The organism is Mycobacterium sp. B14F4 (assembly GCF_039871645.1).
Classification (GTDB): Bacteria; Actinomycetota; Actinomycetes; order Mycobacteriales; family Mycobacteriaceae; genus Mycobacterium.
The window spans coordinates 74,521-101,160 of sequence record NZ_JBDPMF010000012.1; the positions used below are offsets into that span (position 1 = coordinate 74,521).

A 26,640-nucleotide genomic window follows, 5' to 3' on the forward strand; every position below is an offset into this window, starting at 1 on the left:
GAACTACGAAAAACCCTTCGCTCAGTAGCGCCCGAAGGCCAGGGCGACATTGTGTCCACCGAAGCCGAACGAGTTGTTGATGGCGTACTGGAAGTCGCCGTACCGAGGCTCGCCCGCAACAACATCGAGATCGATCTCGGGATCGGGGGTCTCGTAGTTGAGCGTGGGCGGGATGACGCCGTCGCGCAGCGCGAGCACCGTCAGTGCCGATTCCAGCGCACCGACCGCACCGATGGAGTGGCCGAGCGCCGACTTCGGCGCGTACACCGCAGCGTGCTCGACACCGGCGACGCGAATCGCGTTCGCCTCGGCGACGTCACCGATCGAGGTGGCCGTCGCGTGCGCGTTGACGTGCTGGATGTCCTTGGGGTCCAACCCAGCGGTCTCCATCGCCCGCTTCATCGCCTGACCGGCCCGAAGACCGTCAGAGGCCGGCGCGACCATGTGGAACGCGTCCGACGTGATGCCGGCCCCCATCAGCCGGGCCAGCGGCGTGGCGCCGCGTGCCTTGGCGTGCTCCTCGGTCTCGATGACCATGAGCGCGCCGGCCTCGCCGAACACGAACCCGTCGCGGTTCTTGTCGAAGGGCCGCGACGCGCCCGCGGGGTCGTCGTTGTTGGTCGACATCGCGCGCATCATCGAGAACGCCGCGATCGGCAGCGCCTCGATGCCGCCCTCGACACCACCGACGACGGCGATGTCGGCGTCACCCATCACGATCTGGCGCCATCCGTGAGCGATGGCCTCCGAACCCGACGAGCAGGCCGACACCGGCGTGATGACGCCGGCGCGGGCACCCAACTGCAGGCCGATGACGGCCGCAGCGCCGTTGGGCATGATCATCTGCACCGCGAGCGGAGACACCTTGCGGGGGCCGCCCTCGTTCATCGCGTCGTAGGTCTCGACGATCTTCTCGCCGCCACCCAGACCGGTGCCGACGACCACGGCGAAGCGATCCGGGTCGACCTCGGGCGAACCCGCGGTCTCCCAGAGCTGGCCACTGAGGTACTTGGCCATGCGCTGGACATACGACATCCGTCGCATGTCCAGTCGCGTCATGTGGTCGTCGATCGCGTCGACGAGGTGGCCACCGATGCGGACCGGAAGGTCCCACTTGGTGACGAACTCGTCCTCGAGGACGCGGATGCCGCTCTCGCCGGCCAGCAGACTCTTCCACGTGCTCTCGATGTCCGCCGCGACCGACGTGGTCGCCGTGACGGCGGTCACGACGACGTTCGGGAAACCGCCGTTAGCAGTGGAAGGTCTACTCATGCCCGATCGGCTTCAATCTGCGCGCGGATTGCGGCCGCGGCTTCGGGGTTCTCTTCCTCGAGCTTCTGGATGTAGGCGACGACGTCACCGACGGTGCGCAGGCCGGCGAGGTCCTCGTCGGGGATCTTCACGCCGTACTTGTCCTCGGTCTGCACGGCGATCTCCACCATCGACAGCGAGTCGATGTCCAGGTCGTCGACGAAGCTCTTCTCCGGGGTGACCTCGGACGGCTCGATACCGGTGACCTCTTCGATGATCTCGGCGAGACCGGCGATGATTTCATCCTGACTGGCGGGCACGGTGGCTCCTTCTACTTCGGTTGTTACTTAACTGAATTGACGCTTTATGCGGTTGTACTGGCTAAAGCTCGGCGAGCCCGTCCAGATCAGCGGGGGACTTGACGGCGTGCGTCGGCACCCCCCGAAGTTCACGTTTGGCGATGCCCGTCAGCGTCCCCGCGGGCGGGAACTCGACGATCGCCGTCACATCTGCTTGTTGGAAGGCCTGACGCATGGTCTCGGTGCACAGGTCCCAGCGCACCGGCCGGGTCATCTGCGCGACCAGCTTGGTCATCGCGTCGGCCGCCGAGGCCACCGGCTGACCGTCGGCGTTCGACAGTAGCTTCGCGGTGGGCTCGGTTGTCGTTACACCTTCGGCGGCGGCGGCGTAGCCGTCCAGCGCCGAGGCCATGTACTGGGTGTGGAACGCGCCCGCGGTGGCGAGCTTTCGCACCCGTGCCTTCTCGGGCGGGTCCTCGACGAGCTTGTCCAGCGCGGCGATCGCACCGGCGGCGACGATCTGTCCCGCGGCGTTGCGGTTGGCCGGCACCAGGTCGAGCGCCTCCAGCCGGGCAAGCACGTCGGCTTCCTCACCGCCGAGCACCGCGGCCATCCCGGTCGGCTCGGCCGCACAGGCCTTGGCCATCTCACGGCCGCGGGTGGCGGCCAGCTTGACGGCGTCGTCGGCGGAGATGACCCCGGCGATTGCGTAGGCAGCGATCTCGCCGACCGAGTGACCCGCCACTAGGACTTCCTGGCCTGCCAGCCCTGCGATGAGCCCGCGCCGGTTCAACTCCTCGTGGGCCAGCAGCGTGGCCGCGACGACGAGCGGCTGGGTGACGGCGGTGTCGGTGATCTCATCGGCGGTCGCGGTGCTGCCCAGCGTGGCCAGGTCCAGCCCGCTGATCTCCGACCACGCGGCAAGCCGCTCGGCTGCGCCGGGCAGCTCGAGCCATGCGCTGAGCATGCCAGGGGTCTGGGAGCCCTGTCCGGGCGCGAGGAGCGCAAGCACAGTCTTCTGGGGCACGTGTTTAAGAGAACACTGTGAAGACGGTTTTGCGCCGTGTAAGAGATTATGAACATCGTCTTATGTTTTTGTGGAACCTCCACAAAACCGCATGTGATGCGACACTACCGATACCACTCCGCTACCTTGCCCGCCCTCAGGGAATGCCCACGGATGTGGGGCGCGTCACCGGACGCGCCGTAATCGTGCTGTTTACCGTGCTCGTCTGGTACGGCTGACGGCCGAGCCTGCCGATGGTGGCCGCCACCCGGAGGACATACGCGTCGCGCGGCAGAGTGGGATCGCGGCCCGTGAAGTCGGCGATTCGTTTGAGCCGGTAGCGGACCGTATTTGGATGAACGAACAATTTGCGGGCGCAGGCCTCGATGGCACCACCGGAGTCCAGATAGGCGTCGAGCGTGTCGGTCAGCGCCGGGCCGGCGTCCGCCAGCGGCCGCATCACCTCGCTCTCCAGCGCCGTAATCGCCGTCACGTCGCCCAGCAGCGCGCGCTCGGGCAGCAGTTCGCGCGCAGCGACCGGCCGGGGCGCGCCACTCCAGCCGGCGACGGCGTTCATCCCCGCGATCGCCTCGGTGGCACTGCGGTGCGCCGTCGCCAGGGTGGTCGCCGTCGGGCCGATCACCACGGGGCCGTCGGCGAACACCGTGACCATCTCGGTGAGGAACCGATCGGTCGGCGACAGCGCGCCCGACACGATGGCCACCAGCCAGTTGCCGTGCACGTCGGACAGGGCGGCGCGGCCGTTGCGGGCGACGACGTCGTGCATGTCGTCACTCGCCAGATCGATGCGGTCGGGTTGCGGCAACCCCACGATCACCGTGGCGGGCGCGGTGGCGTCCCAGTTCAGCGCGGCGGCCTGCGACTGCAACTCCGGGCCGGTGTCGCCGCGCACCACGGCGTCGACGACGTTGGCCTCCATCCGGGTGTCCCAGGCGCCGCGCGCCTCCGCCTGGTCGGCGTAGGCCGACGCCGCCGCGAACGCCAGGTCGCGGCTGTAGCGCAGGATGCCCGCCGTCAGCGCGGTGAGCTGCTCCTCGGAGCGGGCCAGCAGCGGCACCACCTCCTCGAAGAACTCCATGGTGACGCGGACCATCTCCACCGACTGGCGCAGCGCGATGCGCCGCCGCAGGTCCTGGGGCACCACCTCGAAGGCCTGGGCCGTGTAGCTGACGTTGCTCTGCGGGTCGCGCATCCACTCGACGAAATTCACCACCGCCGTCTGCACCACCAATTGCACGCTGGCCCGCTGCGAGGCCTCGAGTTCGGCGAAGAACGGCAGCCTCTCCTCCATGGCGCGCACCGCCTCGGTGGCCAGCCGGCCGGAATACTGCTGCAGGCGGCGCAGCACGGCGTCGGGCACGGTCTCCAGCACCTCGACCGTCGACTTCGGCGGAACGAACCGATTGTCAGGCATCAATAAAGGCTACGCCACTGAGATGGAGGAATCCTCCAAGCCGTGCTGGCCGAGCGCTCACCCTTGTACGGTTTCGGGGCCGGAAACCGGACAACGGCGTGCGCTCGCGGGATCCGGCAGTGGGCAGCTAGGCGACGCCCGGGTCCGACGTCTGCTCGGGCGCGGCCATCACGTCGTCGATCTCGTACTGCTGAGCCGCCTTGACCGCGACGGACTGGTCGATGTTGCCGTCGCGCGCCAGCCCCTCCAGCACGGCGACGGCGATCGACTCGGCGTCGGTGTTGTAGTAACGCCGCGCGGCCGGCCGGGTGTCGGAGAACCCGAAGCCGTCGGTGCCCAGCGTGATGTAGGTGCCCGGGACCCATGGCCTGATCTGCTCGGGCACGCCGCGCATCCAGTCCGAGACCGCCACCACCGGGCCGGCCGCATCGGCGAGCACCTTGGTGATGTACGGCGTGCCTGCCGACCGGTCCGGATGACGCAGCGTGTGCTTCTCGATCTCGACGCCGTCGCGGTTGAGCTCGCCCCAGCTGGTCACCGACCACACGTCGGCGGCGACGTCCCACTCCTCGGCGAGCATCTCGGCCGCCTTGAGCGCCGACGGCATGCCCACACCCGACACCAGGATCTGCGCGACGTTGGACCGCTTCTCCGGCGCCGCCTGGTAGCGGTAGATGCCGCGCAGCAGCCCCTCGACGTCCAGGTTCTCGGGCTCGGCTGGCTGCACGTACGGCTCGTTGTAGATGGTCATGTAGAAGTACACGTTCTCCGGGTTCTCGCCGTACATGCGGTGCAGCCCGCTCTCGATGATGTAGGCGATCTCGAACGCGAATGCGGGGTCGTAGGCGACGACCGCCGGGTTGGTCGCTGCCAGCAGCAGCGAATGCCCGTCGGCGTGCTGCAGGCCCTCGCCGACCAGCGTGGTGCGGCCCGCCGTTGCGCCCAGAATGAAGCCGCGGGTCATCTGGTCGGCGGCCGCCCAGAGGCTGTCACCGGTGCGCTGGAATCCGAACATCGAATAGAAGATGTAGATCGGGATCATCGGCTCGTTGTGGGTCGCATACGAGGTACCCGCCGCGATGAACGAGCCGACCGAGCCGGCTTCGTTGATGCCCTCATGCAGGATCTGACCGATTTCGCTCTCCTTGTACGCCAGCATCAGCTCGGCGTCGACCGAGGTGTAGAGCTGGCCGTTGCGGTTGTAGATCTTGAGGTTCGGGAACCACGAGTCCATGCCGAACGTGCGCGCTTCGTCAGGGATGATCGGCACGATGCGCCAGCCGATCTCCTTGTCCCGCAACAACTCTTTGAACGTCCGCACCGTCGCCATGGTGGTGGCGACCTCCTGCTTGCCCGAACCCTTCTTCAACGCCTTGTAGGTGTCGCGGCCGGGCAGCGTCAGCGCCTTGGACTTCGTGCGGCGCTCGGGCAGGAAGCCGCCGAGCGCGCGGCGCCGGTCGAGCATGTAGCGGATCTCGGGTGCCTCCGGCCCGGGGTGGTAGTACGGCGGCAGGTAGGGGTTCTCCTCGAGCTGGGCGTCGCTGACCGGAATGCGTTGCGCGTCGCGGAAGTACTTCAGGTCTTCCAGCGCAAGCTTTTTCATCTGGTGCGTGGCGTTGCGGCCCTGGAAGTGGGCGCCCAGCGAGTAGCCCTTGATGGTCTTGGCGAGGATGACCGTCGGCTGGCCCTTGTGCTCGATCGCCGCGCGGTAGGCGGCATAGACCTTGCGGTAGTCGTGGCCGCCGCGTTTGAGGTTCCAGATCTCGTTGTCCGACATCTTCTGCACCAGCGCCTTGGTGCGCGGGTCGCGGCCGAAGAAATGGTCGCGGACGTAGGCGCCGTCGTTGGCCTTGTAGGTCTGGTAGTCCCCGTCGGGTGTGGTGTTCATCAGGTTGACCAGTGCGCCGTCGCGGTCGGCGTGTAGCAGGGCGTCCCACTCCCGGCCCCAGACCACCTTGATGACGTTCCAGCCCGCGCCGCGGAAGAACGACTCCAGTTCCTGGATGATCTTGCCGTTGCCGCGGACCGGCCCGTCGAGGCGCTGCAGATTGCAGTTGACGACGAACGTGAGGTTGTCCAGACCCTCCAGTGCGGCGACGTGCGCCAGGCCCCGGCTCTCGGGCTCGTCCATCTCGCCGTCGCCGAGGAACGCCCATACGTGCTGATCGGAGGTGTCCTTGATGCCGCGGTCGTGCAGGTAGTGGTTGAAGCGGGCCTGATAGATCGCGTTCATCGGGCCCAGGCCCATCGACACCGTCGGGAACTCCCAGAAGTCCGGCATCAGCCGCGGGTGCGGGTAGGACGGCAACCCGCCGCCGGGGTGGCTGTGCTCCTGGCGGAAGCCGTCGAGTTGATCGGCGGTGAGCCGGCCCTCGAGATAGGCACGTGCGTAGATGCCCGGCGAGGCGTGACCCTGGATGAACACCTGATCGCCGCCGCCGGGGTGGGATTTGCCACGGAAGAAGTGGTTGAAGCCCACCTCGTACAGGGCGGCCGACGATGCGTAGGTCGAAATATGGCCGCCCACACCGACTCCCGGCCGCTGGGCGCGGTGCACCATGATCGCGGCGTTCCACCGGATCCACGTCCGGTAGCGACGCTCGACGTCCTCGTCACCGGGGAACCAGGGCTCCAACTCGGTGGGGATCGTGTTGACGTAGTCGGTCGACGTGAGCGCCGGGATGGCGACGCGCTGTTCGCCGGCGCGCTCCAGCAGGCGCAGCAACAGGTACCGCGCCCGGGCCGGGCCGGACCGTTCCAGCAGTTCGTCGAACGACTCGAGCCATTCGCCGGTCTCTTCGGGATCGATGTCGGGCAGGTACGACGCGACGCCTTCTCGAATGACCCGGACCCGGTCGGGTTCGGCTGCGGTGGTGGAGTTTTGAGCCAGGTCCTGGCGCGCGAACTCGGTGGTCAACTTCCGCTCCTTGGTAGGCGGTATCGGATGCTGACGTGATCGGCGGAGATGTTTTCACTGCTCCTCACGTGCACTGCAGGTTCCATCCTTCTCCAATCCTGCCCCACTTGCACCGTCGGGGGTGGCGACTGAATGAACCTCCGAGCGCCGAAGCGAACCGGTAACGTCTGCAGACCGTGGTGAACGGGGCGCAGTCGAACAAGCGGCTGCGAATCGCAGCGCTGGTGGTGGGCAGCGTGGCCGTCGCGGCCATGGTCGTCGTCGGCTGTAGCAGCGTCACGGAGGGGACCGGCAAGGTGGACGCCGCCGAGGCGCCGGTCTACCGGGCGTCGGTGTCGGCCTCGATCGAGGAGTCGATCGCCAGTTCCAGCGCGCGGGAGTCCGAGCGGCAGGCGTCGCTGACCACGGAGGCCATCCACTCGTCGTGCGAGACGCTCAGTTCCAGCAGCGTGGACGCCATCACCGCGGTCAATGCCTATGTCGACGCCTTCAACGCCAGCGCAGCGGACGCGACCGCCAAGGCCCGCCCGGCGGTCGACGCCCTCAACCAGAGCGCCGACCTGGTGGCCCGCAGCGTGACCGACCCGCTGACCCCCGAACTCAGGGATGCGCTCAACGGATGGGTCGACGCTGCCAGGGACGTCGCGACCGCGATCGCGGGCAACTACGGCCCCGACGAATTCAACGTGGCGATCACCCGGCTGAACGACACGAAGACCAGCGCGCTGAATCTGTGCGACGCCTCATATTGACCAACCTGCCGCCAGGCATCTACTCCTGCGCGTCGGCGTGCGACGATAGGGCTCGAACACCTCACTGCGCGTCCTGCGCTCGAGCCGGCTGAAGGAGGACCAACCGTGGTCGCGGCGGACGACGCCCCGAACTACGCCCGCAGACTGGGCATCCAAAAAGATCAGGTTGTGCAGGAGTTGGGCTGGGACGACGACGTCGACGACGACATCCGGGCCGACATCGAAGAGGCGTGCGGCGGCGAGTTGCTCGATGAGGACGCCGACGAGGTCATCGACGTGGTCCTGCTGTGGTGGCGCGACGACGACGGCGACCTGGTGGATGCGCTGATGGACGCCATCACCCCGCTGGCCGACGACGGCGTGATCTGGGTGGTGACGCCGAAGACCGGCAAGCCGGGCCACGTCCAACCGGCCGACATCGCCGAGTCGGCTCCGACGGCGGGCCTGATGCAGACGTCGTCGGCCAACCTCGGCGACTGGATCGCCAGCCGGCTGGTGCAGCCGAAGTCGAAGGCAGCGGGCCGGCACTGATGAGCGCTTGCGCGAAGAAGAAACCAGCACTGATGAGCGCTTGCGCGAAGAAGAATCGGGACTGATGAGCGCTTGCGCGAAGAGGAGACAACAATGATCGAGGTCGGAACCGAGGCGCCGGACTTCACGCTCAAGGATCAGAACGGTCAGTCCGTCACGTTGAGCAGCTTCCGGGGCGCCAAGAACGTGCTGCTGGTGTTCTTCCCGCTCGCCTTCACCGGAATCTGCCAGGGCGAGCTCGACGAGATCCGTGACCGGCTGCCCGAGTACGAGAACGACGACACCGCGACGCTGGCGATTTCGGTCGGCCCGCCGCCCACGCACAAGGTCTGGGCGACCGAGAGCGGCTTCTTGTTCCCGGTGCTGTCGGACTTCTGGCCGCACGGAGCGGTCGCGACCGCCTACGGCGTCTTCAACGAGGACGCGGGCATCGCCAACCGGGGGACGTTCGTCGTCGACCGCGCCGGCATAGTGCGTTTCGCCGAGATGAAACAGCCGGGCGAGGCGCGCGACCAGACGCTGTGGACGGACGCGCTGAAGGCGCTGCAGTCGGGCTGAGGTGATTTCCCGTCGCAGGTCGGCGGCGTGTAGCTTGCCCTTTGCAGGGGCGCGTAGCTCAGTGGTAGAGCTCTGGTTTTACACACCAGCGGTCGGCGGTTCGATACCGTCCGCGCCCACTCATCCCGGCGGGGCGAAGAACTCCAACGCGATGCCGTCGGGGTCCCGGAAGCTGAGGCCCGAGCCGTACGGTGCGTCAACGATCCCGCCGTGCGCGATGCCCAGGCCGTCCAGGCGCTTCGCCCAGTCCTCCAGTTCCGCCCGGCTCGCGCACCCGAAGCCGACGTGGTCGAGGCCGGAGCGGAACTCGGTGAACTCCTCGTCGGGCACCGGTCGGTCGTGCTGATGGATCCCGAACAACGTGCCGTTCTCGAACTGCCAGACGATGTGGCGAAACCCCGCGTCGGTGTGTTCGTCGAGCGCCGGATCGGTACCGATCAGCGATCGGTACCACGGGCCGCTCACGTCGAGATCGCGCACCGTGACGGCGACATGGTTCAGCGCAGGGAAGGCCATGAAGACTCCTCGTTTCGTGGTGTTGATGATCATGCGCCATCGAGCGGATCCCGGCGGCGCTTCGACTGCCGAGTTCAGAGAACAGTTGTTCTCTGAATCGGGCGTCCACATCTCCCGGTCGCCGCAACCTTCGCTTTGCGGATCTGCGGTTGTTCCCGTCTCAGCGATATCCAGCAAACGAAAGTTTGCACGGAAGCAACCATGACTAGTTTCTTAAACTAACAATCCAGTTCGTTTGCTGACTCCGCGCCTCCGGCATCGAGAACACCATTCGCAGAAGCTCAATATCAGCATACATGCAGCTGGAGAACACTCCGGATCGAGAAGTTTGGTTAACCGGCGGGGTTGCCGGGAATGAATTGATTTGTATCGATGAGCCCGGACGAGGGCCGGGTAAGCAAGGAAACACGGAAGAGGGATACCGGTGCGGCAAAGGAACAACGGGGGGCCGATGCGGCCCATGGTCAAGATCGGATTGGTGGTCACGGCTTCTGCAATGGTCTGTGCGGGAGCAATCACACTATTTGCGCAGTCGTCAAACGTCGTGGCGTTGCCGTTCGTCAATGCGGCGGCGATCAACGTGTCGAACACGACGGTCGGATTCGCTGATTCCGACCTCTACGGCATGACGCCCGAGGAAATCGACAGAACGCTCGACGAGATGCAGGCGATGGGCGTCCAGAATGTCCGCATCCTGATCCCGTGGGCCGGGATCGAACTCGAGGACGACTACTTCTACTGGGACACCGTCGACTATCTGGTCAACGCGGTCGACGAACGCGATATGGGCATCCTCGCGGTGCTGAACTCGACGCCCTCATGGGCGGTGGAGCCCGGCCAGCCGGCGGTCATCAGCCCGCCAGCGGACTACGAGCAGTACGCCGAGTTCGTCGGCCTGGTGGCCGAGCGCTACGCCGGCCAGGTGTCGGCGTACGAGGTCTGGAACGAGCCGAACGCCTACTTCTTCTGGTCCCCGGCGCCGGATCCGGTCGCCTACACCGAGCTGCTGCAGACCGCCTACCCGGTGATCAAGGCCGCCGACCCGGACGCCACGGTCATCGGCGGTGTGGTCGGCTGGGTCAACGACGTCGAGGGGCTCGCCATCAGCCCGGCCAACTACGTCGAAGCCATGTACGAGGCGGGCGCCCAGGGCTATTTCGACGCGCTGTCGTATCACCCGTACCACTACACGCTGCCGTTCTCGCAGGGTGAGCCGTACGGCGACATCTCACCGATCAACCAGCTCGAGTTGATGCGCGAGCTGATGGTCGCCAACGGCGACGAGGACAAACTGATCTGGGCGACCGAGTACGGCGAGCCGACCTCGGTGGTCGACGAGGCGACACAGGCCGCGTTCATCTCGGACTACCTGAACACCTGGAGTCAGTTCGACTACACCGGGCCGTCGTTCATCTACACCACGCGCGACCGCGACACCGACAGCACCGTGGTCGACGACACCCTGGGTGTGCTGCGCGACGACTTCACCTGGAAGCAGGCGGCGTACGTCATCCAGCAGTGGACGGCCACCCATCCGCAGGAGGTGCCGGACTCGGTGACCCTGACGGCCCTCACGACCGAGATGGAGGGCACGACGGGCGAGACGATGCCGGTCGCCACCATGGAGGCCACCGAGGTGCCGGAGAGCACGTCGGTGACCACTGAGCCGACCACCGAGACGGCGACCGCGGAGCCGACGGCGGAAACCGAGGCCATCATGCTGCCGGCGGAGACGTCCATCACGGAGGTGGATCCGGCACCGGTGCCCGAAAGCAGCACGGAGCCTACAGATACCGCGACGGACAGCACCGACACGGCGCTCGACACCACCGATGCGACCGGCACCACGGACACGACGGTCACGGACGGGACCGACACCACGGACGGCACTGCCGATACGACGGGCGCCGACGGCACGTCGGGCACGGATTCGACCGACAGCACGAATTCGACCAGCAGCAGCAGCGATACGTCGGACGCTGCCGCATAACCGAGGGGACGTCACGGCAGGTGGGTCATCCGGCTCACCTGCCGTGGCGCTGTTCGGACCACCTCATGCCGACCGGGTCACGGCGTTGTGAGACGCTCCCGGGGTGTCTGTGCCGGCGCCTCGCGGGCGCGTCGTCGGGATAGCGGCCGGCTATCTGGCCGACCTGTGTCTCGGTGATCCACGCCGCGGCCATCCCGTTGCCTTCTTCGGCAGCGCCGCAAGCTTGTTGGAGCGCGTGAGCTACGCGGACACGCGCTGGGCGGGTATCCGGCATTCCGGTGTGCTGCTCGGCGCGCTGGCGGTGCTCGGCGTCGCGGTGGAGCGGGCCGCGGCCCGGCATGGCACCGTCACGACCGTGACGGCGACGGCGGCGACGCTGTTCGTGGCGCTCGGCGGCACGTCGCTGGCCCGCACGGGGCACAGCATGGCCGCGCCTCTGCGCCGCGGCGACACCGCCGCGGCCCGGCGGCTGCTGCCGTCGTTGTGCGGGCGCGATCCCGCCGTCCTCGACGAAGCCGGCCTGACTCGTGCGGCACTGGAGTCGGTGGCGGAGAACACCTCCGACGCTGCGGTGGCGCCGCTGCTGTGGGTCGCCGTCGGCGGTGTGCCGGCGGTGCTGGTGTACCGCGGCGCGAACACCCTGGATGCGATGATCGGCCACCGCTCACCGCGCTATCTCCGATTCGGCTGGGCCGCAGCCAGATTCGATGACCTCGCGAACTTCGCCGCGGCCCGCGTGACGGCCTTGCTGGTGGCGGCGTGCGCGCCGATGGTCGGCGGATCACCGGTCGCGGTGCTGCGGGCGTGGTGGCGCGACGCGGCCCGGCACCCCAGCCCGAATGCCGGCGTCGTGGAGGCCGCCTTCGCGGGTGCGCTCGGGCTGCGGCTGGGCGGGCCGACCCATTATGCGCACGAACTCGAGATCCGCCCGACGCTCGGCGACGGCCGGGCGCCGCGGGTCGACGACCTCGCCCGGGCGGTGCGCCTGTCGCGCGCCGTGCAGGCCGCCGCGGCCGCGCTGGCGATCGCGCTCAGCGGCGTCGGCCGTAGCGGTCGGCGAGCTTGTCCTGCGTCGTGACCGGGGCTTCGGGCTGGACCGCGGCCTGCGCGGCCTTTTCCTGCCGGCGCTGCCGGATTTCGGCATAGACGAAGTAACCCAGGCCGATCGGCGCGATGATGCCGAACGCGATCCACTGGATGCCGTAGGACAGGAACGGTCCGGCGTCGAGATGCGGCAGCCCGATCACACCGAGGCCACCGGGCTGGTCTTCGGTCAACTGCAGATACGACCCGGCCAGCGGGACGCCGGTGACCGCGGCGATCTGCTCGGTGTTGATCGAGTAGACCTGTTGGGCGCCGTCCTGGCGGAACGGCTCCTTACCCTGGGCGAGCGGTTCGGAGTCACGCAACCGAGCGACGATGGTCACCGAGCCGTCGGGCACCGGCGCGATCGCCGGAACCCGCGACCCCTGCTCGGGCCGGACGTATCCGCGGTCGACGAGCACGGTCGGCCCGCCGTCGACTGCGAACGGCACGAGCACCTCGAACGCCGGTTCGCCCTCGACCACCCGCAGCCGCGCCAGCACCTCGGCGTCGGGCAGATAGCGCCCGGTTGCCGTCACCCGCCGCCACTGCGCATCGGGCGCCGACGAATCCTGCTGCGGTAGAACCGAAGTCAGCGGAACAGGTTCGGCCGTCAGCGAGTCGGCGATCTGCGCGTTCTCGCGCGAGGTCTGGGTGTTCTTGCCCAACTGCCACGGTGCGAGAACGGTGAAGCACAGATACGCGAACGCGACGACCACGACGAACAGCGCCAGCCACGCAGGCCGCAACAGGAACGCCCACCGTCGCATCAGCTGGCCATACCCCGCGTGGCGAGCTGCTGGTCGACCCACTCGTGCAGACCGGGCAGGGCCGCTTCGATGACGCGGTACACATCCTCGAAGTCGGACTGGTCGCCGTAGTAGGGATCCTCCACGTCCAGCGCGTGCGCGCCCGACCGCGGGTCGAACGACCGCAGCATCCTGATCCGATCGGGTGACACCCCGAGGTCGACCAACATGCGGACGTGGTTGCGGCCCAACGCGATCACCAGATCAGCGGACATGTGGTCCTCGTCGACCTGCGCGGCACGGTGCGCGGTCGGGTATCCGTGTTCGCGCAGCACGTGACTGGCCCGACGGTCGGCGGGCTCACCGGCATGCCAGCCTCCGGTTCCGGCGCTGGTCACCCGGACCGCCTGCGCCAGGCCGCGCTTCTCGATCTGATGGGCGAACATCTTCTCGGCGATCGGGGAGCGGCAGATGTTGCCCGAGCAGACGAACGTCACATGCAGCTGTTCAGACACCGGGACCGCCCGGCCGGCGGCCTCAGACACCGAGCACCTCGCGCAGCGCGGCGACGGTCGGCACGTGCGCCGCGGCGGTCACGGCGTCGGGACCGTCGAAATCCCCATGGCCGTAACCCCACTGGACCACCACGGTGTCGATGCCGTGCGCCGCCGCGCCCTCGACGTCGTGCGACCGGTCGCCGACCATCAGGACCCGCTCCGGCAGCGAGCCGAGCTGGGCCAGCGCGTGTGCAACCACATCGGCCTTGGCGGCGCGGGAGCCGTCGACGCTGGCGCCTGCGATGACCTCGAAGTGCCCGTCCAGGCCGAAGTGGGCGAGGATGCGTTGCGCGGTCGGCTCGGCCTTAGAGGTGGCCACGGCGAGCCGGACGCCCGCGGCGCGCAGGTCGGCCAGAAGCTCGGGGATGCCCTCGAAAAGCCCGTTGATGGCCCAGCCGCGCGTGAGGTAGTCGGCCCGGTACGCCGCGATGGCGTCGTCGGTGCGCTCGCCCAGACCGAGTTCGCGCAGCGTGTGGTGCATCGGCGGGCCGACGACCATGCTCGCGAGGTCACCGTCGGGGACGACCGCGCCGACCGAGCCAAGCGCGTGGCGGAAGCTCGACACGATGCCATGCGCCGAATCGGTCAGGGTGCCGTCGAGGTCGAAGATCACCAGCTGCGGGCGAGTTGCCGCAACCGTCGGGGCCAGGGCATCGGTCACGCCCTAATTGTCCCCGATCGCAGAACGGGCGCCCGCGGCGCACTACTGTCGTGATGTGGCGAGTCCTTTGCGTGCGGCCGCGCGCTACCACGGCGATCAGGCCGCGGTCCCCGGAATGCTGGACTTCGCCGTCAATGTCCGCGCCGCCGAGCCGCCGTCCTGGCTGGTCGAGCGCCTGGCGGACCGCCTGGCCGACCTGGGCCGCTACCCGAGCGCGGCCGACGAGCAGCGTGCTGTCGCCGCGGTCGCCGCCCGGCACGCACGCCCCGCCGACCAGGTCGCCCTGCTGGCAGGGGGCGCCGAAGGGTTCGCGCTGCTGGCAAACCTGCGCCCGCGACGGGCCGCGCTGATCGCGCCGTCGTTCACCGAGCCGGAAGCCGCCCTGGCGGCCGCCGGCGTGCCGTTCGACCACGTGGTGCTCGATCCGCCGTACCACCTTGCCGCCGGCATAGTGCCCGAGGGCGCGGACCTCGTCGTCGTCGGCAATCCCACCAACCCGACATCCGTACTGCACACTCGCGAACAGCTGTTGGCGCTGCGTCGTCCCGGCCGCGTCGTGCTGGTCGACGAGGCGTTCGCCGACGCGGTTCCCGGCGAGCCGGCCTCGCTGGGCGCCGAGGCCCTGCCCGACGTGGTGGTGCTGCGCAGCCTCACCAAGACGTGGGCGCTGGCGGGCCTGCGGGTCGGTTACGCCCTGGGCCCGGCCGACGTGTTGGAGCGGATGACCGCGCGGCGTCCGCACTGGCCCCTCGGGACGCTGCAGCTCGATGCGATCGCGGCGTGCAGCACACCGGCAGCGGTGAACGAGGCCGACCTGGCCGCCCGTCGGCTCGTCGAACTGCGCGCCGAGATGGTGGCCGCGCTGACTAGGATCGGCGTGCGTGTCGTCGACGGTTGCGCCCCGTTCGTGCTGTTCTCCGTACCGGACGCCGAGCTGATGCGTAAACACCTCGAGCACAAGGGCATCGCGGTGCGACGCTGCGACACGTTCGTCGGCCTGGACGGCCATTTCCTGCGCGCCGCGGTAAGGCCGGAATGGCCGCAGCTCGTCGAGGCGATGGCCGAGGTGCTGCGATGAGCGCTCGCGCGAAGAGCCGAGGGCTGCGATGAGCGCTCGCGCGAAGAGCCGAGGGCTGCGATGAGCGCTCGGGTCTCCGACATCATCGACGTCCTCGAGGCGGCGTATCCGCCGGCGCTGGCGCAGTCCTGGGACTCGGTCGGCCTGGTCTGCGGGGATCCGGCCGAGACCGTGGACACGGTCACGGTCGCGGTCGACGCCACGTCGGCCGTCGTCGCCGAGGTGCCCGAGCGTGGCCTGCTGCTGGCGCACCATCCGCTGCTGTTGCGCGGTGTCGACACCGTCGCCGCCAGCACCGCCAAGGGCGCGCTGCTGCACCAGATGATCCGCACCGGCCGGGCGCTGTTCACCGCCCACACCAACGCCGATTCGGCATCTCCCGGGGTGTCCGACGCTCTGGCGCAGGCGTTGGGTGTGGCCGTCGAGGAGGTTCTCGAACCAATCAGCGCCGGACCCGACCTGGACAAGTGGGTGGTGTTCGTGCCCGCCGAGAACGCCGACGCGGTGCGGGAGGCCCTGTTCGCCGCGGGCGCGGGCCGAATCGGCGACTACTCGCACTGCAGCTGGACGGCCACCGGCACCGGCCAGTTCCTTGCTCACGACGGTGCGTCGCCCGCCATCGGGACGGTCGGGTCGGTGGAACGCGTCGCCGAGGACCGGGTGGAGGTGATCGCGCCCGCCCGGCTGCGTGCCCCGGTGCTCGCCGCGATGCGCCAGGCGCACCCCTACGAGGAACCCGCGTTCGACATCCTCGCGCTGGCCCCGATACCCGGTGACGTCGGGCTGGGCCGGGTGGGTTCGCTTCAGCGGCCGGAACCGTTGTCGGCGTTCGTCTCTCGCGTGCACGACGCGCTGCCCGGCACATCGTGGGGGGTGCGCGCCTCGGGTGAGGCCGACGCACCGGTGTCTCGGGTGGCGGTGTGCGGCGGAGCGGGCGACTCGTTGCTCGATGTCGTCGCGCGCGCCGACGTCCAGGCCTATGTCACGTCGGATCTGCGGCACCACCCGGCCGACGAGCACCGTCGGGCCTCCGGGGTGGCGCTGGTCGACGTGGCGCACTGGGCCAGCGAGTACCCCTGGTGCCTACAGGCGGCGGACCTGCTGCGCGGGCATTTCGGCGATGCGCTGCCCGTGCGGGTGTCGGCGGTGCGCACCGACCCGTGGAACGTCGAAAGATGAGGCATGAAAGCTGAAGTAGTCCAACAACGCTCGTTGCTCGAGCTGGCCCAACTCGACGCCGGGCTGAGCCGCATCGAACACCGCGCCAAAAACCTGGCCGAACAGCAGCGGGTCGAGGAGATCCAGGCGACGCACCGCGAGGCCAACGACCGGTTGGCGGCGCTGCAGATCGCGATCGAGGACCTCGACGCCCAGGTCGCAAAATTCGAATCCGAGATCGACGGCGTGCGCCAGCGAGAGGAGCGTGACCGCAACCTGCTGGCCGGCGGAACCGTTGACGCCAAGCAGCTCACCGAGTTGCAGCACGAGCTCGAGACGCTGGAGCGCAGGCAGGCCGCGCTGGAGGACTCGCTGTTGGAGGTGATGGAGCGCCGCGAGGAACTGCAACGCGACCAGGGCAGCGAGTTGACCAAGATCGACGAGCTGCAGAACGAGTTGGGCGTCGCCCAGGCCGCGTGCGAGGGGGTGCGCACCGAACTCGACCAGCTTCGTCACCAGAACAGGTCCCGCCGTGACGAACTGGTCTCGGGACTCGACGCCGACCTGGTCGCGCTCTACGAGCGCCAGCGGGCCGGCGGCGGAGCGGGTGCGGGCCAGTTGTTGGGCCGACGGTGCGGCGCCTGCCGGATCGAGATCGACAAGGGCGAGCTGGCGAGGATCTCGGCGGCGCCCGACGACGAAGTGTTGCGCTGCCCGGAGTGCGGCGCGATCCTGCTGCGCGTCAAGGGGACCGGCGAGTGAGAGTGATCGTCGAGGCCGACGGGGGATCGCGCGGCAACCCGGGCCCGGCGGGGTACGGGTCGGTGGTCTGGTCGGCCGACCGCGACGTGGTGCTCGCCGAGAGCAAGGAGGCGATCGGCCACGCCACCAACAACGTCGCCGAGTACCGCGGGCTGCTCGCCGGATTGACCGAGGCCGCGAGCCTGGGTGCCACCGAGGTCGACGTGCTCATGGACTCCAAGCTCGTCGTGGAGCAGATGTCGGGTCGCTGGAAGGTCAAGAACCCCGACCTCGCCGCAATGCACCAGCAGGCCAAAGCGATCGCGGCCCGGTTCGACCGCGTCACCTACAGCTGGATCCCGCGGGAGAAGAACAGCCACGCCGACCGGCTGGCGAACGAGGCGATGGATGCGGCGACCGAACTGGCAACGGCCACAGAAGAAGTCAAACCCAAACAGGCCGCCAGCCCCGCCGGCTGGACAGGTGCTGTCGGCGCGCCGACGCGTTTGCTGCTGCTGCGGCACGGCCAGACCGAGCTGTCGGTCAACCGCCGCTACTCGGGTCGCGGCAATCCGGCGCTGACCGACCTGGGCCGGCGCCAAGCCGAGGCCGCCGCACGGTATCTCGGAGGCAAGGGCGGCATCGCCGCGGTTGTCACCTCCCCGCTGCAGCGGGCCTACGACACGGCCGCCGCCGCGGCCAAGGCGTTGGGTCTGGACGTCTCCGTCGACGACGATCTGATCGAGACCGACTTCGGCGCTTGGGAGGGCCTGACGTTCTCCGAAGCGGCCGAACGGGATCCCGAACTGCACCGGCGATGGCTGCGTGACACCAGCGTTTCCCCGCCGCAGGGAGAGAGTTTCGACGCCGCCGCCGAGCGCGTCGGCAGGGCCAGAGCGCGCATCATCGCCGAATACGGAGGCGAGACCGTGCTGATCGTGTCGCATGTGACGCCGATCAAGACGCTGCTGCGGACGGCGCTGGACGCCGGGGCGGGCATCCTGTACCGGCTCCACCTCGATCTCGCGTCGCTGTCGATCGCCGAGTTCTATCCCGACGGCGCGGCATCGGTGCGACTGGTCAACCAGACGGCGTATCTCGATCAGCCGTGAAGATGGAGTCGCTCGCCGTGTGGCCCGAAGATCGTGATCGCCTCGACCGGGCCGTCGACCACGCCGAACCAGTGCGGTGTCCACGTTGAGAACTCAACGGCCTCACCGGGTTTCACCGTGAAGTCTCGTTCGCCGAGGATCAGGCGCAGCTGACCCGACAGCACGTACATCCAGTCCCAGCCCTCGTGAACCGGCAGTTCGACGGGTGGCGTGCGGCGGCGGGCGCTGATGCGGACCTTGAACGCGTGCAGTCCGCCGCCGGCCTGCCGGGTGAGCGGCCAGTAGGTGATGCCGTTCGCGGTGTGCGAACCCGTGCGTACCCGGGGGTCCTCGGCTTCCGGTGCTCGAAGGAGCTCGTCGGTGCTGACCGCCAGCGCGGCGGCCAGTCGCGGCAGGTGGTCCAGCGCGAGTCGGCGCTTACCCGATTCCAGCCGGCTCAGCGTCGACACGTCGATGCTGGATCGGCCCGCGACCTCCTCGAGGGTGAGGCCGCGCTGCATGCGCAGTTCGCGCAGCCGACGCCGGACTCTCGCGTCGACGCCGTCGTCGTCTTTTGCCTGCATGGCAAGAAAGCTTGGCAGTTTGCCCTCCCGCCTGCAAGGTGGTGGACATGAGAGACGACTGGGATTGCATCATCGTCGGCGGCGGTGCGGCCGGGTTGAGCGCCGGTCTGGTGCTGGGCCGGGCCCGGCGCCGAACCCTGCTGATCGATGCGGGCGCACAGAGCAACTTGGCTGCGCACGGCATCGGCGGCCTGCTGGGCCACGACGGCCGGCCGCCCGCCGAACTATACGAACAGGGACGGCGGGAACTGTCGGTGTATCCGAGCGTAGAGGTGCGCACCGGTGCGGTCGTGAGCGGTGATCCGGTCGACGGCGGCTATGTGCTGGAGCTTGCCGACGGCCGTCGTGAGCGCGGCAGGCGGGTGCTGCTGGCCACCGGCATGGAGTACCGACCGCCGGTGCTGCCCGGGCTGCGGGAACTGTGGGGGCGCTCGGTGTTCCACTGTCCGTTCTGCCACGGGTGGGAAGTCAGGGATCGGCCGTTGGGGGTGTTGGCCCGCGGTGAGCGCGCGGTGCACTCTGCGCAGTTGTTGCGCAACTGGAGCGACGACATTGTGGTGCTGACCGACGGGCCCGACGATCTCGACGACGACCAGCGCGCCCGGTTGGCCGCCGCGGATATCGTGATCGACCGGCGCGAGATCGCCGAATTGGTCTCCCGCGACGGCGAACTGGAGGCAGTCGTCTTCGTCAACGGCGATCGGTTGCCGCGGTCGGGCCTGCTCGTCGCGACGAGTCTGCATCAACGTTCGGCTCTGGCCGAGCAACTCGGTGCGGCCTTCGCCGAGCCGACCCCGATTGCGCAGGATCCGGTCCAGGTGGATGCGCTGTACCGCACCACCGCTCCGGGAGTTTTCGCGGCCGGCGACGCCGGCGCGCAGATGCCGCAGGTGGCTGCGGCGATCGCCGCGGGCTCGCTGGCTGCCGTCGCGGTGGTTCAGAGCCTGCTGGGCGACGACGATGGAGCCGTCTCGGAAGGGAGAGATCGTGTCAACGCCTGATGCCAAACAGCACTGGGAAGAGCACTACGCAGAACGCAAACGGGTGTGGAGCGGACGCGCCAACATCCGACTCGTGGAGGTGGCGGCGACGTTGACGTTCGGCACCGCAGTGGATCTGGGCTGCGGAGAGGGCGGTGATGCGATGTGGCTCGCCGAACGCGGTTGGCGGGTCGTCGCCGTGGACATCTCCGACACCGCGCTGGCCCGCGCCGCCGAGGATGCACAGGCACGCGGGGTGGCGGACCGAATCGACTTTCAGCAGCACGACCTGTCGGAGAGCTTCCCCGACGGAACCTTCGATCTGGTGTCGGCGCAGTTCCTGCACTCGATGCTGGCGCTCGATAGGACCGCGATCTTCAGGAAAGCGGCCGCAGCGGTGCGGCCCGGCGGCGTGTTGGTGATCGTCGACCACAGCGGGCCACCGCCCTGGGCCTCGAAACTCGACCATCACCACCACACCTTCATGAGCCTCGACGAGGTGCTTGCGGCGCTCGATCTCCAGAGCGCGGAATGGGAACGGACGCGGGTGGAGACGGTCGGTCGCGATGTCACCAATCCCGATGGGGAGGCGACGACATGGGTCGACAACGTGATCGTCCTGCAGCGGCGTTAGTCACTTCGCGTCGTGGAAGATCAGGCCCAGCGTGTAGCGCTCGCCGGACCGGACCACTGAGACGCCGTGGCGCACCGGTGCGGCCGACCATCCACGGGCGGAGCTGACCGGTCGCTCGCGGGTGGTGAATGCGAATCCGTGGCCGTGCGGGAGAAGGGTTGCGGTGCCGCGGGATTGGGCGCGGGGCCGCTGCTCGACGAGCAGGAACTCGCCGCCGGTGTGGTCGACGCCGGGCTCGCTGAGGCTGATGACCACTTGAAGCGGAAACACCAGGTCGCCGTAGAGATCTCGGTGCAGGGCGTTCCAGTCACCCGGCCCGTACTTGAGCATCAGGGCCGTCGACTTGGTCTGGCCCGCGGCGCGGCACATGTCGAGCCATTCGTCGAGGGTGTCCGGCCACGGCGCTTCGCGACCCAGCTTGGTCCACCAGTCCCGGGCGATCGGCAGCAGCCGCGGATACAGCGCCTGGCGCAGTTCCTCGATCGGTTCGGGGTAGGGCTGGTGGAAGTAGCGATACTCGCCGTCGCCGTACCGGTACCTGGCCATGTCGACCGTCGTGCGGAACATGTCGTCGTCCTCGTAGAGGCGGCGGATTTTCGCGGCCTCGGCCTTGGTGAGCAGACGCGGGAGTAGGGCGCCGCCGAACTGGTCGAGCTCGGCGGCGATCGCGTCCCAGTCGCCCGAGTTCACACGGCTGAGCCACTTGGTCTGCGTCATCAGGTCAACCTTGCGCCTTCGCGCTCGTCGCCGCGCCTTTTGCACACACCTGGTAGACGCCGCGGACCGGCGACTTGTGAGGTTTGAGGTCGGACCGTCGCCGCGCGCGGTCGGGCGTTCGGGGAGTTGCACCTCAGCGCCCAGCTATTCAGTCCAGGAGTGCGGGTTCCCTGACGAGAATTTCGGCGATCTGCACCAGCTTCATGTTGAGTTCTTGGGAGGTGCGGCGCAACGTATCGAACGCTTCCTCGGCCGACATGCCTCGTCGACTCATGAGAATGCCCTTTGCCTGTCCGATCACATCGCGGCTGTCGATCGCCCTGTGCAATTGGGCTTCTCGCAAGTTCGAAGTGGTCACCGCCTCTGTGGTGGCCAGTGCGAGCGAGGCATGCGTCGCCAGAAGCAGGAGCAGATCTCTGTCGACGTCGGCGAGCCCGCAGGCCGACCGTGAGTAAAAGTTCATCGCTCCCGCCAACCGCGGGGGAATTGGCGCTGGAATAAGCGACAGCGACAACACCGCGCATATGCCCGTCTTGCTCACCGCCGGGGCTAACCGGGGCCAGGGCGAGGCTTCCCCGCCGAGATCAGGACACTCAGCCACGGCTGGCCCGGAAGCCTGCGCAGCCGTGACACACGGACCTTCGCCGAATTCGTATTGCATTTCGTCGATCATCCGAGCCACCGAATCGGTGGCTACGGGCGTGTGGAACGCGCCGTCGGGTGTTCTCAGAGTCACGCTGATTACATCGGCCTGCGGAGTTACGGCGGCTGCTGCTTTGACGATTTGGTCGAGGACGTCTTCGACGGTTTCTGCGTCTAGCAGGGAACGGGTCAACTCGGCGAACTGACATGCCAACGGGCCCAGCGGATAGCCGAAACTCCGTGCCGCTAACCCACCCAGTCGCTCGGATTCGCGCGCGTTGGCAGCGAACCGCTGCCGATCTCGCGTCCAGTCCAGCTCGGTCGTGGGTCGGCTCGGATACCGCGAGACGGTTTCGGGCGCTATGAAGTGACCTTGATAGAGAGAGTTCGATTGTGGATCGTCCATGTGCCCGTCCGCCTTGCTGGCCCCGGGTCGGTCGCCCACGATCCGGTTTCAACGGTACGCTCTTCGTCGCGGAATTGACGGCGATGCAAATTCTAGCTTGGGCGCGGTCCGGCGCACGGTGATCAGGGTGTCGACGCCTCACGCTTCAAGGCGTCCACGGCGTGAGGCGCGGTGTCCATCCGGGCACGTTGCGCCGGTACTCCTCGTATTGCTCACCGTAGCTGCGCGCCAGCGTGGGCTCTTCGTACCACCGCACGAAAGATGCCGTGGCGATCCATCCGACGATCGCGTACGCGACGAGCCAGAGGCTGTCGAACAGCAGTGCCTGACCGAGGATCGCCGTGAGCAGGCCGACGTACATCGGGTTGCGGACAAAGCGGTTGAAGCCGCTCACGACGAGCCGCTCGGTGGGCGCCACCGGCATCGGTGTCCCGCCGGCCTTCACGAACTGGGTGAAGGCATGAATCGGCGGGATGAGCCCGAGAACGACGAGCAACACCCCGAGCACGATTCGCAGTGGCGGGCTGGACCCGGGGATCGCCCAATGGGTGATCAGCCACGGGCCCAGCCCGACGAACGTGCCGGGGGCGACCACGAAGAACGCCGCCGACGTCAGCGCTGCCGTCGGAGTCCTCACCTAGCCAGTATTGACTCCGAGCTCCGCCAGCTGGGTCAGTCTCACGCTGTTGCCGGACGGGTCGCGGAACCCGGAGTCGATGCCGTACGGCATCTGGTGCGGCTCCTCGGTGAACTCGACGCCGCGCGCCCGCATCTCCTCGAACGACGCCTGACAGTTCTCCGTGGTCAGGAACACGGTGCCGGCGAAGCCCTTCGCGGTGAGGTCGAGCACCTGCTTGCGCGTGTTCTCGTCCATCACCGGCTCGCCGGGCACCGCCATCAAGACGATCGACACATCGTCCTGGCCGGGCGGGCCTACGGTCAGCCAGCGGAAGGTGTCGTCGAGATCCGGCAGCGAAACATCCTGTCGCACTTCCATTCCGACCTTCTCGGTCCAGAACTTCAGTGCCACTTCTTGGTCGTGTACCCATAGGTGGGCGCTCGCGATTTTGATCATGAGCAAGACGTTACGGTCGCCGGCCGGGACCCGTCTTCTCCCCGTGTGCTGTCTTCGGCACCCGGCTGTCGGCCTGCGGACGGGTGTCGCGCCTGAGGATGCAACTCGGCACCGGGGCGGTCATCGCCGCCGGCGGCAGGCTCGCCCGGTACGCGGCAGGCGGCAGCCCGTACACCCGCGCGAAGCTGGAGGTGAACGACCCGACGCTCTGCAGTCCCACCATGATGCAGATGTCGGCCACGGAGCGATCGGTGTAGCGCAGCAGCGCGGCTGCGCGCTCGAGCCGGCGCGTCTGGAGGTACGCGCGCGGCGATTCGCCGAAGGTGCGGGTGAACATGCGGCTGAAGTGTGCCCGCGACAGACCGGCCGCGGCGGCGAGGTCGTCGACGGTGATGGCCTCGGCGTACCGGGCGTCGACCAGATCCTTCGCGCGCAGCAGATAGCGGGCCGGCGGTACCTGCGCCATGGCCACAAGTATGTCGTGCTCGCGGAACAGCGGCGACACGCGATACGTTGTTACCGCGGATGAGTTGGCTGGGCGGCCGCGGAGTCGAGGTTCACCTCGGTTTCGAGGAAAGTCCGGACTTCACAGAGCAGGGTGATTGCTAACGGCAATCCGAGGTGACTCGCGGGAAAGTGCCACAGAAAACAGACCGCCACCGGTGACGGTGGTAAGGGTGAAACGGTGCGGTAAGAGCGCACCAGCGCTCCGGGTGACCGGAGTGGCTAGGCAAACCCCACCCGAAGCAAGGCCAAGAAGGCCGCAACCTGGTTGCGGTCGCGCAGGCGCCCGAGGGTTGCTCGCCCGAGCCTGCGGGTAGGCCGCTCGAGGCACCCGGCAACGGTGTGTCCAGATGGATGGTCGCCGCTTCGCCGCCGTGGTCAACGCGGCGGCGAGGAACAGAATCCGGCTTACAGGCCAACTCATCCGCCCCGCGCGTTGACTCGCACATTCAGCTGGTCGGCGAGTTTGGGCTCTTGCAGCGCCTGACGTTGTCGCCTGGCGCGAAGATCACAGCTCGTGACCCACCTACACGCAAACCCAAGCTGTGTCGATGCTGAACCTGTAGCAAACGGCGGTCCTAGTGCCGATGCTGTTATATCGCCACTGGTCTTGGCGACCGTTGACAAAGGGCAACGTGCAGCTATAGCCCGGCCCGACGGTCGTGCCTCTGCGCGCCCACGTCCCGTTGGCGTAGTCGCAGTTGGCTTTTTCATTCGCGATTTGGTCCTCGATATCACGCGGCGGCCTGGCGCCGGCTTCCGCCGGATCGATTGCGACAGAGCCGAACACAGCGGCCGCCGCGAACAGAATTCCGGCCAGTGCGGCGCGTTTAGCGGTGGGCTTCACCGCGGTGTTCGTGTGCATTTTGGGTAGTCCTCTTGATTCGACGGGGTCAACAGCTCATAAGGCCAATGGTCGCGACCAAGCAGCGAGTCGGTAATCGCCGGGAAGCCAGATTTCCATCCCGACACGGAAGGGTCTCCTATCCGCAGGGCAAACCATCACCACCCGTGCCACCGGCTGACCGTCCGCAGCAGATTCGACAAGGCCGTCGGTGACCAACACGGCCACGCTGTGACCTGCGAACACACAACACGGCCAACGCAGCTTCAGGCTGTAAACGCCCAGGTGACAGAATCCGGCTTACAGGCCGACTCATCCGCCCCGCCGGGGCGGGCGGTCAGCGTTCCTTGCGCACCGCCTTGTGCAACTTGCGCAGGGCGTCGTCCAACTGCTCCCGGGAGCGCTGCGCGAGGTCGTCCTCCATCCGGTAGAGCAGGCCGTAGGTGAACGTGTCCTCGCCCGCGGCGTGCGCGGCCTCGGCCTGGTGGCTCAGATGGGTCCGGCTGACCACGCTGTCCTGGTGGTCACCCAGCAGCGACTGGATGGTCTTCGCGCGATCCGACACCTTGTCCTTTCCGGTGGCCGCCGCAGTGTAACGAAGACGCTTGGCTCCCTTGCGGATTCGGTGCAGCGCCTCGTCCTTGTCGTCGTCGGCGCCCGCCGCTGCCGCTGCCTTGGCGGCCTTGCGGACGCGTTTGTAGGCCGAGTCGATGCTGGCTGGCGCCCGCTCCTGGTCACCGGGCCCCGTCGGCGCGGCGGCGACCAGCCCCTCCAGGGCGTCGAGCAGCCGGAAATAGCGCTCCGTACGCATTGCGATCAGCGACCGCCGCAGTCCCGACGCGTAGCGCCGCTTGGCGCCGTCGACCAACCGCTCGCGCACCTGCCCGCGAACCAACTCCGCGGGCAGCTCGTCGAGCGCGCGTTCGTAGCGCTCGGCGAGCACCTCCGCGTCGCGAGCCACCCCGAGGATCGCGGCGAGTTGCCGCAGCTCGTCGAGAATCCAGGCGTCGTCGGAGATGCCGAACGCCTCGCGCGCCGACTGCAGCAGGCTGCGGATCTTGCGCGTCGTCACCCGCATCTGGTGCACCGAATCCCACACGTCGGCGCGCACCGCCCTGTCCCACTCGATCAGCGCTTCGACCTGCTCGGCCACCGCGCGGTGCATGGGGTCGAGCGGCTCGGTGCCCTCGTCGGGCGCCGACGTCTCGGCCAGAACGCGGGCGAGTTTCGATCCGCTGGCGGCCGGCACCGCGCCCGCGTCCAGCAGTCGGTTCGACAGCCGGTCGAGCAGGTCGCGGTCGCCGCCCCCGCCCTCGACCAGTTCCAGTTCCCACTCGCGCCAGGCCTGCTCGGGGTCTTCGGGATCGGCCGCGGCGGTCACCTGGTCGTCGCAGAACTCGGCTATCGCCGTGCCGTCGGCGCTGTAGAGCATGTCGACGGTGCGGTCGGTCGTGATGCGCGCGACGGGCGCGAGCGGGCGATCCCGCACGATGGCCAACACGATGTCGCGCAACTCGTCGGGCACCTCGTCGGTCTCGCCCAACGGCTGCCTGACCTCGGTGCGGGCATCCGGACCGGCCGGCAGCTTGAGATGCCATCCGGCATCGGGACCGCCGGTGCGACGGCGCAGCGTGATCCGGTGGGCGGCCAGGTCGTGATCGGCGGTGTCGAAGTAGACCGCCTCGAGCCGGTAGGAGGGCGATCGTTCGACGCGGGAGACCGCCGACAGGCCATCGAACGACGGCGACACGGTGGATTCGACGACGTCGAACTTGCGCTCGACCTCCAGGTGACGCGACTTCTGGTCATTCGATTTGCCCATAGCGAGGACAGACTGCCACACCCCGGTGAACAACGAGGGTCGGGGAGACGGGTGGTACC

General features: G+C 68.1%; 28 protein-coding genes, 1 tRNA gene and 1 other RNA gene. 13 read left to right on the forward strand and 17 right to left on the reverse strand.

The window, feature by feature from the left end:
* Positions 1-21: 21 nt before the first annotated feature.
* From kasA to aceE, 5 genes are all read right to left on the reverse strand, one after another.
* Complete coding sequence (gene kasA, locus ABGB19_RS24625; RefSeq protein ID WP_347688618.1) at positions 22-1,272, reverse strand: 3-oxoacyl-ACP synthase KasA; 1,251 nt, start codon at positions 1,270-1,272, stop codon at positions 22-24.
* A complete protein-coding gene (acpM, locus tag ABGB19_RS24630) occupies positions 1,269-1,571 on the reverse strand; it encodes a meromycolate extension acyl carrier protein AcpM (RefSeq protein ID WP_347688619.1) in 303 nt (100 codons plus the stop codon). Before acpM ends, kasA begins: the two co-directional genes overlap by 4 nt.
* A 61-nt stretch (positions 1,572-1,632) precedes the next feature.
* Positions 1,633-2,562 (reverse strand): ACP S-malonyltransferase, encoded by a 930-nt coding sequence (locus tag ABGB19_RS24635; RefSeq protein ID WP_347688658.1) that lies wholly within the window; start codon positions 2,560-2,562, stop codon positions 1,633-1,635.
* 151 nt (positions 2,563-2,713) lie between these two features.
* On the reverse strand, positions 2,714-3,991 hold the full coding sequence (locus ABGB19_RS24640) for a PucR family transcriptional regulator (RefSeq protein ID WP_347688620.1): 1,278 nt from the start codon (positions 3,989-3,991) through the stop codon (positions 2,714-2,716).
* 127 nt (positions 3,992-4,118) lie between these two features.
* On the reverse strand, positions 4,119-6,908 hold the full coding sequence (gene aceE, locus ABGB19_RS24645) for a pyruvate dehydrogenase (acetyl-transferring), homodimeric type (protein ID WP_347688621.1): 2,790 nt from the start codon (positions 6,906-6,908) through the stop codon (positions 4,119-4,121).
* Between the two features lie 251 nt (positions 6,909-7,159).
* Here aceE and ABGB19_RS24650 point away from each other — a divergent pair, with 251 nt between their 5' ends.
* From ABGB19_RS24650 to ABGB19_RS24665, 4 genes are all read left to right on the forward strand, one after another.
* On the forward strand, positions 7,160-7,660 hold the full coding sequence (locus tag ABGB19_RS24650; protein WP_347688659.1) for a hypothetical protein: 501 nt from the start codon (positions 7,160-7,162) through the stop codon (positions 7,658-7,660).
* Between the two features lie 105 nt (positions 7,661-7,765).
* A complete protein-coding gene (locus ABGB19_RS24655) occupies positions 7,766-8,191 on the forward strand; it encodes a DUF3052 domain-containing protein (RefSeq protein WP_347688622.1) in 426 nt (141 codons plus the stop codon).
* 93 nt (positions 8,192-8,284) lie between these two features.
* Positions 8,285-8,749, forward strand: a complete 465-nt coding sequence (locus ABGB19_RS24660) for a peroxiredoxin (protein WP_347688623.1) — start codon at positions 8,285-8,287, stop codon at positions 8,747-8,749.
* Positions 8,750-8,796: 47 nt separating this feature from the next.
* Positions 8,797-8,868, forward strand: a tRNA-Val gene (locus tag ABGB19_RS24665).
* A 1-nt stretch (position 8,869) separates the two neighbouring features.
* Here the strand turns inward: ABGB19_RS24665 and ABGB19_RS24670 are convergent.
* A complete protein-coding gene (locus tag ABGB19_RS24670; protein WP_347688624.1) occupies positions 8,870-9,265 on the reverse strand; it encodes a VOC family protein in 396 nt (131 codons plus the stop codon).
* Positions 9,266-9,809: 544 nt separating this feature from the next.
* On the opposite strand from ABGB19_RS24670, the gene ABGB19_RS24675 reads away from it, so the two are divergent.
* Both ABGB19_RS24675 and ABGB19_RS24680 read left to right on the forward strand, forming a co-directional pair.
* A complete protein-coding gene (locus ABGB19_RS24675) occupies positions 9,810-11,255 on the forward strand; it encodes a cellulase family glycosylhydrolase (protein WP_347688625.1) in 1,446 nt (481 codons plus the stop codon).
* A 109-nt stretch (positions 11,256-11,364) separates the two neighbouring features.
* On the forward strand, positions 11,365-12,333 hold the full coding sequence (locus tag ABGB19_RS24680; protein ID WP_347688660.1) for a cobalamin biosynthesis protein: 969 nt from the start codon (positions 11,365-11,367) through the stop codon (positions 12,331-12,333).
* On the opposite strand, the gene ABGB19_RS24685 is transcribed toward ABGB19_RS24680, so the two are convergent.
* The 3 genes from ABGB19_RS24685 to ABGB19_RS24695 are packed head-to-tail and all read right to left on the reverse strand — an operon-like array spanning position 12,287 to position 14,305.
* Entirely contained in the window at positions 12,287-13,108 is an 822-nt protein-coding gene (locus ABGB19_RS24685) for an SURF1 family protein (protein ID WP_347688626.1), read from the reverse strand. The two genes, ABGB19_RS24680 and ABGB19_RS24685, sit on opposite strands and share 47 nt — an antisense overlap.
* Positions 13,108-13,602 carry a low molecular weight protein-tyrosine-phosphatase gene (locus ABGB19_RS24690; protein WP_347688627.1) on the reverse strand — a complete coding sequence of 165 codons (495 nt, stop codon included), beginning with the start codon at positions 13,600-13,602 and terminating at the stop codon, positions 13,108-13,110. Before ABGB19_RS24690 ends, ABGB19_RS24685 begins: the two co-directional genes overlap by 1 nt.
* 22 nt (positions 13,603-13,624) lie before the next feature.
* A complete protein-coding gene (locus ABGB19_RS24695; protein ID WP_347688628.1) occupies positions 13,625-14,305 on the reverse strand; it encodes an HAD-IA family hydrolase in 681 nt (226 codons plus the stop codon).
* A gap of 55 nt (positions 14,306-14,360) precedes the next feature.
* Between ABGB19_RS24695 and cobC the strand changes: the two genes are divergently transcribed.
* The 4 genes from cobC to ABGB19_RS24715 are packed head-to-tail and all read left to right on the forward strand — an operon-like array spanning position 14,361 to position 18,394.
* Entirely contained in the window at positions 14,361-15,383 is a 1,023-nt protein-coding gene (gene cobC, locus ABGB19_RS24700; RefSeq protein WP_347688629.1) for an Rv2231c family pyridoxal phosphate-dependent protein CobC, read from the forward strand.
* A 60-nt stretch (positions 15,384-15,443) separates the two neighbouring features.
* The gene (locus ABGB19_RS24705; protein ID WP_347688630.1) at positions 15,444-16,562 is read left to right on the forward strand and encodes a Nif3-like dinuclear metal center hexameric protein; all 1,119 of its coding nucleotides are present in this window, start codon (positions 15,444-15,446) and stop codon (positions 16,560-16,562) included.
* A gap of 3 nt (positions 16,563-16,565) precedes the next feature.
* Positions 16,566-17,303 carry a C4-type zinc ribbon domain-containing protein gene (locus ABGB19_RS24710; RefSeq protein ID WP_347688631.1) on the forward strand — a complete coding sequence of 246 codons (738 nt, stop codon included), beginning with the start codon at positions 16,566-16,568 and terminating at the stop codon, positions 17,301-17,303.
* Positions 17,300-18,394, forward strand: coding sequence for a bifunctional RNase H/acid phosphatase (locus ABGB19_RS24715; RefSeq protein WP_347688632.1), 1,095 nt, complete (start codon positions 17,300-17,302; stop codon positions 18,392-18,394). Before ABGB19_RS24710 ends, ABGB19_RS24715 begins: the two co-directional genes overlap by 4 nt.
* Here the strand turns inward: ABGB19_RS24715 and ABGB19_RS24720 are convergent.
* Positions 18,385-18,957, reverse strand: coding sequence for an XRE family transcriptional regulator (locus ABGB19_RS24720; RefSeq protein WP_347688633.1), 573 nt, complete (start codon positions 18,955-18,957; stop codon positions 18,385-18,387). The two genes, ABGB19_RS24715 and ABGB19_RS24720, sit on opposite strands and share 10 nt — an antisense overlap.
* Before the next feature lie 47 nt (positions 18,958-19,004).
* Between ABGB19_RS24720 and ABGB19_RS24725 the strand changes: the two genes are divergently transcribed.
* The gene (locus ABGB19_RS24725; protein ID WP_347688634.1) at positions 19,005-19,958 is read left to right on the forward strand and encodes an NAD(P)/FAD-dependent oxidoreductase; all 954 of its coding nucleotides are present in this window, start codon (positions 19,005-19,007) and stop codon (positions 19,956-19,958) included.
* Positions 19,945-20,571, forward strand: coding sequence for a class I SAM-dependent methyltransferase (locus tag ABGB19_RS24730; RefSeq protein WP_347688635.1), 627 nt, complete (start codon positions 19,945-19,947; stop codon positions 20,569-20,571). Before ABGB19_RS24725 ends, ABGB19_RS24730 begins: the two co-directional genes overlap by 14 nt.
* On the opposite strand, the gene ABGB19_RS24735 is transcribed toward ABGB19_RS24730, so the two are convergent.
* The 5 genes from ABGB19_RS24735 to ABGB19_RS24755 form a co-directional block, all read right to left on the reverse strand.
* Positions 20,572-21,288 carry a 2OG-Fe(II) oxygenase gene (locus tag ABGB19_RS24735; RefSeq protein ID WP_347688636.1) on the reverse strand — a complete coding sequence of 239 codons (717 nt, stop codon included), beginning with the start codon at positions 21,286-21,288 and terminating at the stop codon, positions 20,572-20,574.
* Between the two features lie 148 nt (positions 21,289-21,436).
* Entirely contained in the window at positions 21,437-22,336 is a 900-nt protein-coding gene (locus ABGB19_RS24740; protein WP_347688637.1) for a GAF and ANTAR domain-containing protein, read from the reverse strand.
* Positions 22,337-22,481: 145 nt separating this feature from the next.
* Positions 22,482-22,973 carry an isoprenylcysteine carboxylmethyltransferase family protein gene (locus ABGB19_RS24745; RefSeq protein WP_347688638.1) on the reverse strand — a complete coding sequence of 164 codons (492 nt, stop codon included), beginning with the start codon at positions 22,971-22,973 and terminating at the stop codon, positions 22,482-22,484.
* The gene (locus ABGB19_RS24750) at positions 22,974-23,411 is read right to left on the reverse strand and encodes a VOC family protein (protein WP_347688639.1); all 438 of its coding nucleotides are present in this window, start codon (positions 23,409-23,411) and stop codon (positions 22,974-22,976) included. It abuts the gene before it with no gap.
* 10 nt (positions 23,412-23,421) lie between these two features.
* A complete protein-coding gene (locus ABGB19_RS24755; protein WP_347688640.1) occupies positions 23,422-23,877 on the reverse strand; it encodes an AraC family transcriptional regulator in 456 nt (151 codons plus the stop codon).
* A 60-nt stretch (positions 23,878-23,937) separates the two neighbouring features.
* Between ABGB19_RS24755 and rnpB the strand changes: the two genes are divergently transcribed.
* Positions 23,938-24,342, forward strand: an RNA gene (gene rnpB / locus ABGB19_RS24760) — RNase P RNA component class A.
* 99 nt (positions 24,343-24,441) lie between these two features.
* Here the strand turns inward: rnpB and ABGB19_RS24765 are convergent.
* Together ABGB19_RS24765 and ABGB19_RS24770 are read right to left on the reverse strand one after the other, a co-directional pair.
* Positions 24,442-24,780, reverse strand: a complete 339-nt coding sequence (locus ABGB19_RS24765; protein WP_347688641.1) for a hypothetical protein — start codon at positions 24,778-24,780, stop codon at positions 24,442-24,444.
* A gap of 316 nt (positions 24,781-25,096) precedes the next feature.
* Positions 25,097-26,581, reverse strand: coding sequence for a CYTH and CHAD domain-containing protein (locus ABGB19_RS24770; RefSeq protein WP_347688642.1), 1,485 nt, complete (start codon positions 26,579-26,581; stop codon positions 25,097-25,099).
* Positions 26,582-26,640 lie beyond the last annotated feature (59 nt).

What these genes read in the sequence shown, in the direction of transcription:
- ABGB19_RS24750 (WP_347688639.1), bottom strand. Translation starts at nt 23,411, where the DNA reads ATGATCAAAATCGCGAGCGCCCACCTATGGGTACACGACCAAGAAGTG.
- ABGB19_RS24755 (WP_347688640.1), bottom strand. Translation starts at nt 23,877, where the DNA reads ATGGCGCAGGTACCGCCGGCCCGCTATCTGCTGCGCGCGAAGGATCTG.
- ABGB19_RS24640 (WP_347688620.1), bottom strand. Translation starts at nt 3,991, where the DNA reads ATGCCTGACAATCGGTTCGTTCCGCCGAAGTCGACGGTCGAGGTGCTG.
- ABGB19_RS24770 (WP_347688642.1), bottom strand. Translation starts at nt 26,581, where the DNA reads ATGGGCAAATCGAATGACCAGAAGTCGCGTCACCTGGAGGTCGAGCGC.
- ABGB19_RS24670 (WP_347688624.1), bottom strand. Translation starts at nt 9,265, where the DNA reads ATGGCCTTCCCTGCGCTGAACCATGTCGCCGTCACGGTGCGCGATCTC.
- ABGB19_RS24650 (WP_347688659.1), top strand. Translation starts at nt 7,160, where the DNA reads ATGGTCGTCGTCGGCTGTAGCAGCGTCACGGAGGGGACCGGCAAGGTG.
- ABGB19_RS24765 (WP_347688641.1), bottom strand. Translation starts at nt 24,780, where the DNA reads ATGCACACGAACACCGCGGTGAAGCCCACCGCTAAACGCGCCGCACTG.
- ABGB19_RS24740 (WP_347688637.1), bottom strand. Translation starts at nt 22,336, where the DNA reads ATGGACGATCCACAATCGAACTCTCTCTATCAAGGTCACTTCATAGCG.
- ABGB19_RS24705 (WP_347688630.1), top strand. Translation starts at nt 15,444, where the DNA reads ATGAGCGCTCGGGTCTCCGACATCATCGACGTCCTCGAGGCGGCGTAT.
- ABGB19_RS24685 (WP_347688626.1), bottom strand. Translation starts at nt 13,108, where the DNA reads ATGCGACGGTGGGCGTTCCTGTTGCGGCCTGCGTGGCTGGCGCTGTTC.
- ABGB19_RS24725 (WP_347688634.1), top strand. Translation starts at nt 19,005, where the DNA reads ATGAGAGACGACTGGGATTGCATCATCGTCGGCGGCGGTGCGGCCGGG.
- ABGB19_RS24720 (WP_347688633.1), bottom strand. Translation starts at nt 18,957, where the DNA reads ATGCAGGCAAAAGACGACGACGGCGTCGACGCGAGAGTCCGGCGTCGG.
- ABGB19_RS24660 (WP_347688623.1), top strand. Translation starts at nt 8,285, where the DNA reads ATGATCGAGGTCGGAACCGAGGCGCCGGACTTCACGCTCAAGGATCAG.
- ABGB19_RS24735 (WP_347688636.1), bottom strand. Translation starts at nt 21,288, where the DNA reads ATGACGCAGACCAAGTGGCTCAGCCGTGTGAACTCGGGCGACTGGGAC.
- kasA (WP_347688618.1), bottom strand. Translation starts at nt 1,272, where the DNA reads ATGAGTAGACCTTCCACTGCTAACGGCGGTTTCCCGAACGTCGTCGTG.
- ABGB19_RS24710 (WP_347688631.1), top strand. Translation starts at nt 16,566, where the DNA reads ATGAAAGCTGAAGTAGTCCAACAACGCTCGTTGCTCGAGCTGGCCCAA.